Genomic DNA, 6,000 nt, shown 5'->3' on the forward strand with positions numbered 1-6,000 from the left:
AATTATGCCTATCTATGATAAGTATATCATATAGATACATTGTCAACAGTGATTGACGATGCGAACATATATTGCTATAATATATCCATCAAATTTGTCGCCGCATTCGATTTCTTCGTGTTTCGTCTGATTAAAGCGAAAAAGAAATTGAGCGCGATGGCTAGGAAGATTTTTCTAAATGAGGTGAATGTATGAGAAAACAAGGCATTCTCGCATTCCTGGCAGCAGTTCTGTGTACAGTCCTGCTGGTTGGGTGCGGCGGCGGTCCCCAGCAAAGCGGCGGTGCAAGCGGCGGCAAGAACAAGCTGGTCATCTACACATCCATGAAGGAATCTCTGATCGGCGGCATCGTCGAAGGATTCAAGAAAAAGTATCCTGACATCGAAGTCGACTACCAGTCGGCAGGTGCAGGGAAACTGATGGCAAAGATCGCTGCAGAGAAGCAGAGCGGCCACATTCTCGCCGATGTCATCTGGACGAGCGAAGTGCCTGACTTCTACAAGATGAAGGCGGACGGTGTTCTCGAGAACTACAAGACGCCGGTGTTCGGCGAGCTGCTGAATCCGTTCGATGACTACGACGGTACGTTCACGGCGGCACGCCTCGGCACACTCGGCATTGCGTACAATACGGACAAGATCCAGTCAGCACCGACGCAGTGGGCCGATCTCACGCAGCCTGCATTTACGAATGCATTCGGCATCGCTGACCCCGCCCTCTCCGGAACCTCCTACATGAGCATTGCGCTCCTGCAGAAGCAGTTCGGCTGGGAGTTCTTTGAGAAGCTGAGCGCAAATCAGACGCGCATCGGCAAGGGCGCCGGACAGGTCATTGACGATACCTCTTCGGGCGAGCTCTCTGCCTGCCTTGCCGTTGACTACATCACGAACAACAAGGTGAAGAAGGGCGCACATGTGGCACTCGCATATCCGCCCGAACTGCTTGTTGTTCCGAGCCCGGTTGCAATCTTCAAAGAGTCCAACAACATTGACGCTGCGAAGAAATTCGTCGACTACCTCCTGAGTCAGGAGGCACAGACGATGATTGCAAACGAGGGGACGCTGCCGGTGCGCAGCGATGTTGAGATCCCTGAGAAATTCGGACTGCCGAAACCTGAGGAGGCGCTCCAGCGTGCGATCAAGGTGAACTATACGGAAATTCTCCCGCAGAAAGAGGAGACTATCAAAAAGTTCACGGAGATCATCGGCAAGAAATAAGCGCATAAACTTGGAAGCAAGGAGGCGGCGGAATGAACTCGTTCGTTCCGTCGCCTTTTGAGTGGAGGCCGGCAACTGCGCCGTGCCAAAGGCTGCCCGCCGGTACAGCGCGTGCCTTGCGGGCTGGGGGAGGTCTGTATGGATATTATCCGTGTGGAGGATGTCAGCAAGAGCTATGGAAGCCGCAGTATATTGAACAATCTGTCACTGACGATCAAGAAAGGGGAGTGCTTTACGCTGCTCGGTCCGTCCGGTTGCGGCAAGACCGTTCTCCTTCGTCTGATCGCGGGATTTGAGTCGCCGGATGCGGGCAGAATTTATCTCGACGATACACTTGTCACTGATCCTGCTGCGCAGGTCGAGGTGCCGCCGGAGAACCGCGGCATCGGGCTTGTGTTCCAGGACTATGCCGTATGGCCGCACATGACGGTATTTGACAATGTTGGATATCCTCTGAAGATCGCAAAGCGCCCGAAAGAGGAGATTCGCGAGCGGGTTATGGAGATGGTCGAGATCGTCGGCATGAAGGGTCTTGAGAAGCGTCTGCCGTCGGAGCTGTCCGGCGGACAGCAGCAGCGTGTTGCGCTGGCCCGTGCACTGGTTGGCAAGCCTGCCCTCCTCCTTCTGGATGAGCCGCTTTCGAATCTGGATGCGAATCTGCGTGAGGAGATGCGCTTTGAGATCAAGGAGCTGCAGCGCAAGCTGAATGTCACGGTGCTCTATGTTACGCACGATCAGGAGATCGGCCTTGCGATCTCGGACCGTGTGGCAATCATGGACGAGGCCGGGGCGATACAGCAGATCGGCACGCCGTGGGAAATCTTTGAGCAGCCGGTGAACCCGTTCGTATTCAACTTCATGGGGATTGCGAATTTCATCGACGTGCGCCGCGAGAACGGTGCGTTCCTCGTCGGCAGCGGCAGCCAGCCCATCCCTTGGGAGGCCCCGGAGGGGGATGCGGAACGCTGGGCGGGCGGATTCCGGCCGTCGGATGTCGTGCTCGCACGCGAGGGTGAGGGGCTGACCGGAACGATTAAGCGTGCGAACTTCCTCGGTGCGATGATGGATTATCTCATTGAGATCGACGGCACGCATCTCCGGACGAGCGTTGAGACACACATTGCACTCAGTAAAAATCTGATGTTCCAGGCGGGCGATGCCTGCAAAGTTCGTTTCCTCAACCTGCTCTGGTTTGAGGCGGATCAACTGAAAAGAGGGGTGATCGAATGAGCTCCATGAGCAAGCCAAATAGTTTTGGAATGGCGCAGCTGATTCTGTTCCTTGCGATTGCCATTCTTGTCATTGTCGTTGCATTCCCAGTACTCCTGATCTTCTTCAATGCATTCTGGGCAGACGGGGAGTTTAATTTCGCGAGTGTGGTCGACATACTCAAGGAACCGGAGACATTCCAGGCACTTCTCAACTCGCTGATCATCGCGACCTGCACGACGGTCGGCAGTACCATTGTCGGTACGTTCTTTGCGTGGCTGGTTACGCGCACGGATCTGCCGCACAAGACCTTCATGAAGAGCATGTTCCTTGTGCCCTTCATGCTGCCCTCATTCATCGGCGCGCTCGCATGGAAGATGCTCCTCTCGCCGAATGCAGGCTTCATCAACCAGTTCTTCATTGACAACTTTGGTTTTACCGGACCGATCTTCAACATTTACAGCTACTACGGCATCAGTATTGTGGAGATTATGTATCTGTTCCCGTTCGTATTCATTCAGGTGTGCGGTGCGCTCGAGCGCATGGACCCGACCCTGGAGGAGTCGGCGCGCATCTCGGGCGCAGGGCTCTTTACGATCACGCGCAAGATCACGATCCCGCTGGTGTTGCCGAGTATTCTCTCGGGCGCACTCCTCATCATGCTCTACTCAATGGCGCATTTCGGCACGGTTGCCGTTCTCGGTATTGAAAACGGCATCTACAACATCCCGACGCTGATCTACGAACGCATTCACCAGAGCGGAGGAAGCTTTGAGGCAATCCGTACGGGCACAGTGCTTGCAACGGTGCTCGTTATCAGTGCGGCGCTCATCATCTGGCTGCAGAGGAAGATTCTCGGGTCAGGTCACTACCAGATCATCGGCGGCAAGAGTTTCCGCCCGATGGAGCTGAAACTGCGCGGCCTGCGCTATCCGCTCCTCATTTTCTGCCTCGCGTATATTGCGTTCACAATTTTACTCCCGACGGCGGTCATCTTCCTCGTCGGCAGTCTCAAGACGTACGGGCTCTCGTTTGCGCTCAGCAATCTGTCGCTGGATAACTATAAGTTCATCCTCTTCGACTACAAGGTTACGCGCGACGCGATCTTCAACAGCGTGACGCTTGGCTTCAGCGCGGCAATCATTACGATGTTCGCCGGTGTCATGATCTCCTACGTCATTGTCAAGATGAAGGTGCGCGGGAAGGGGATTCTCGAGTTCCTCGGCATGCTGCCGTTCTCCGTCCCCGGCTCGGTCATTGCGCTCGGCGTGATCCTCGCATGGAGCGGCCAGTTCGGCATTAATCTTTACAACACGGTATGGATCATCCTCGTTGCCTACATCGCACGCTATATGGCATTCTCACTGAAGGCAAACTCTGCCGCACTCGAGCAGGTGCACGACTCGCTTGTCGAGGCATCCCGTGCCTGCGGTGCGACGATGTGGCAGTCGCTGCGCGACGTCGTTCTGCCGCTGGTCCGGCCGGGCATGTTTGCGGCATTTTTCCTCATCTTCCTGCCGTCGCTGCGCGAGCTGACGGTCTCCATCATGCTCTATGCGCCGACGACGCGAACGATCGGCGTTGCGATCTACACACTCAACGAGGACGGTGAGACCGTTATGTCCGCAGCGCTTGCGGGCATTGCGCTCATCATCATCATTGTCGGTCAGAGCATTATCAACCACTTTACGAAGAAGGCGGGGATGTGAGTCATGTCGTATGTACGTTTAGTCAATGTTACAAAGCGGTTCGGCGACGTGACCGCCGTCGACCATCTGAATTTTGAGATCGAAAAGGGCAGCTGCTTCTCCATGCTCGGCCCGTCGGGCTGCGGCAAGACAACGACCCTGCGCATGGTCGCCGGGTTTGAGGATCTCTCCGACGGTGAGGTTTGGGTTGGCGACCGTCTGCTCTCTTCGCCGAAGAAGAACCATTACCTTCCGCCGGAGAAGCGCAACTTCGGAATGGTGTTCCAGGCGTTTGCCGTCTGGCCGCATCTCTCGGTCTATGAGAATGTTGCGTTCCCTCTGCGCATCCGCAAGCTCCCTGAGGAGGAGATCAAGCAGCGCTCGACGGAGGCGCTCAAGGCGACCAATCTCCTCTCGGCGGCAGATCAGAGCCCGGACTTCCTCTCGGGCGGCGGCAAGCAGCGCGTTGCGCTTGCGCGGGCCCTTGCCATCAATCCTGATGTGATGCTGCTCGATGAGCCCCTCTCCAGTCTCGATCCGCATCTGCGCGAGGAAATGCGTTTTGAGATTAAGGAACTCCAGATGAAGTACGGCTTCTCGATCATCTATGTTACGCATGACCAGTCGGAGGCAATGGCGCTCTCGGACAACATTCTCGTTATGAAGAACGGCGTCATGCAGCAAGTTGATACGCCGCTCAACATCTATAACCATCCGGTCAACAAGTTCGTCTTTAGCTTTATCGGTCTCTCAAACTTCCTGAAGACATCGTGGCAGGATGGCCGTCCTGTGCTCGAAGGAAGCATGCTGGACGCTTCCTTCGAGCCGCCGGAGAATCTGCGCAATGAGACGGCGATTTCGCTCGCAAGCCGTCCGTCTGAGATTGACTTCGCAGAGGAGGGGGCATCCGATGTCCTGCGCGGCGTGGTAACGCGCAAGTCCTACCTCGGTGAGATCATCGACTATCAGATTCAGATCGGAGATCAGTTCCTTCGCGTGCAGAAGGGGCGCCGTGCGTCCGGCCCGAATGAGGGAGAGAACTGTGCTGTACGTCTCCTGCGTCCATTCTGGTACTCGGACAAGGACTGACAACAGGACGTCTTGTGTATAAGAAAAAACATATGAAAAGGGCTCTGCTTTCAAAAAGTGGAGCCCTTTTTCATGGAGTGTCATTACAAGATTGCCCCGTCGGCACCTTTTCTCAAGGAGGAGCTGCTTTCCCTGGATGAGAAGAATAAGGGGGCGCAGTGGATACCTATCAGACGAGTTCAAAGATCATCTAAAGAGGAGTGATAACGCCCTCGGACCCGTAACGGAAAAGTGGGCATAGGAGAAAGTCACCCTCCATATGGGGGCGGCTTTCTCATGAAATTTGTGTTATGCGACGGTGTAGATGCGTATGTCGGGGGCAGCGTTCAGATACGGCTTGAGCCCGATGACGACATCGTCGCTGAACATGGCGCTCGAGAGATATGCCTCTGCGTGTGCAGCGCTGTCGAAGCCGTGCAGCACCTGAACGTCTCTTCGGCGGAAAGTGGAAGTCGCGCGTGATTTGACCGAGAAAGGCAACTCCGTCGTCCCTATTTGCAAAGCATCTGTATTTGGGCATGGCTTTTCTTCAAGGAAGACCACGGGCATATGATGACGCAGTGTCAAAAATGCGATTACAGATGAAAAAAGCTGCCGTTCGGCAGTTTTTTTCATGTGGTTCGTTGTAAAATGAAGTTGAACAGCTAAACAAAAACAAAATCCATAGTGACATCCCGTGCTATAATGGTTCCGCTACAAAACATCAGCAAAGGAGCAATCACTATGGATTACGCCTATTCTACCACAATGGAAGCTGTTCGTAAATCGGGAAAGCACTTTACCCTTGACGAAAGGGG

At 54.7% G+C, this 6,000-nt stretch carries 5 protein-coding genes; 4 read left to right on the forward strand and 1 reads right to left on the reverse strand.

Annotated features, from left to right (window positions below):
- The first annotated feature begins 191 nt into the window (after nt 1–191).
- The 4 genes from HMPREF1147_RS10705 to HMPREF1147_RS10720 all read left to right on the forward strand — a co-directional run bounded on the left by HMPREF1147_RS10705 (nt 192) and on the right by HMPREF1147_RS10720 (nt 5,203).
- On the forward strand, nt 192–1,217 hold the full coding sequence (locus HMPREF1147_RS10705) for an ABC transporter substrate-binding protein (protein WP_009349386.1): 1,026 nt from the start codon (nt 192–194) through the stop codon (nt 1,215–1,217).
- A gap of 138 nt (nt 1,218–1,355) precedes the next feature.
- A complete protein-coding gene (locus HMPREF1147_RS10710) occupies nt 1,356–2,447 on the forward strand; it encodes an ABC transporter ATP-binding protein (protein ID WP_009658841.1) in 1,092 nt (363 codons plus the stop codon).
- Nucleotides 2,448–2,452: 5 nt separating this feature from the next.
- Nucleotides 2,453–4,135, forward strand: coding sequence for an iron ABC transporter permease (locus HMPREF1147_RS10715; RefSeq protein WP_232208086.1), 1,683 nt, complete (start codon nt 2,453–2,455; stop codon nt 4,133–4,135).
- 3 nt (nt 4,136–4,138) lie between these two features.
- Nucleotides 4,139–5,203: an ABC transporter ATP-binding protein gene (locus HMPREF1147_RS10720; RefSeq protein ID WP_009658864.1), complete on the forward strand. Its 1,065-nt coding sequence runs from the start codon at nt 4,139–4,141 to the stop codon at nt 5,201–5,203.
- A gap of 288 nt (nt 5,204–5,491) precedes the next feature.
- Here HMPREF1147_RS10720 and HMPREF1147_RS12370 read toward each other — a convergent pair whose 3' ends face one another.
- Nucleotides 5,492–5,626: a hypothetical protein gene (locus HMPREF1147_RS12370; RefSeq protein WP_009439435.1), complete on the reverse strand. Its 135-nt coding sequence runs from the start codon at nt 5,624–5,626 to the stop codon at nt 5,492–5,494.
- Nucleotides 5,627–6,000 lie beyond the last annotated feature (374 nt).

This window comes from Selenomonas sp. FOBRC9 (assembly GCF_000287655.1).
Lineage (GTDB): Bacteria > Bacillota > Negativicutes > Selenomonadales > Selenomonadaceae > Centipeda > Centipeda artemidis.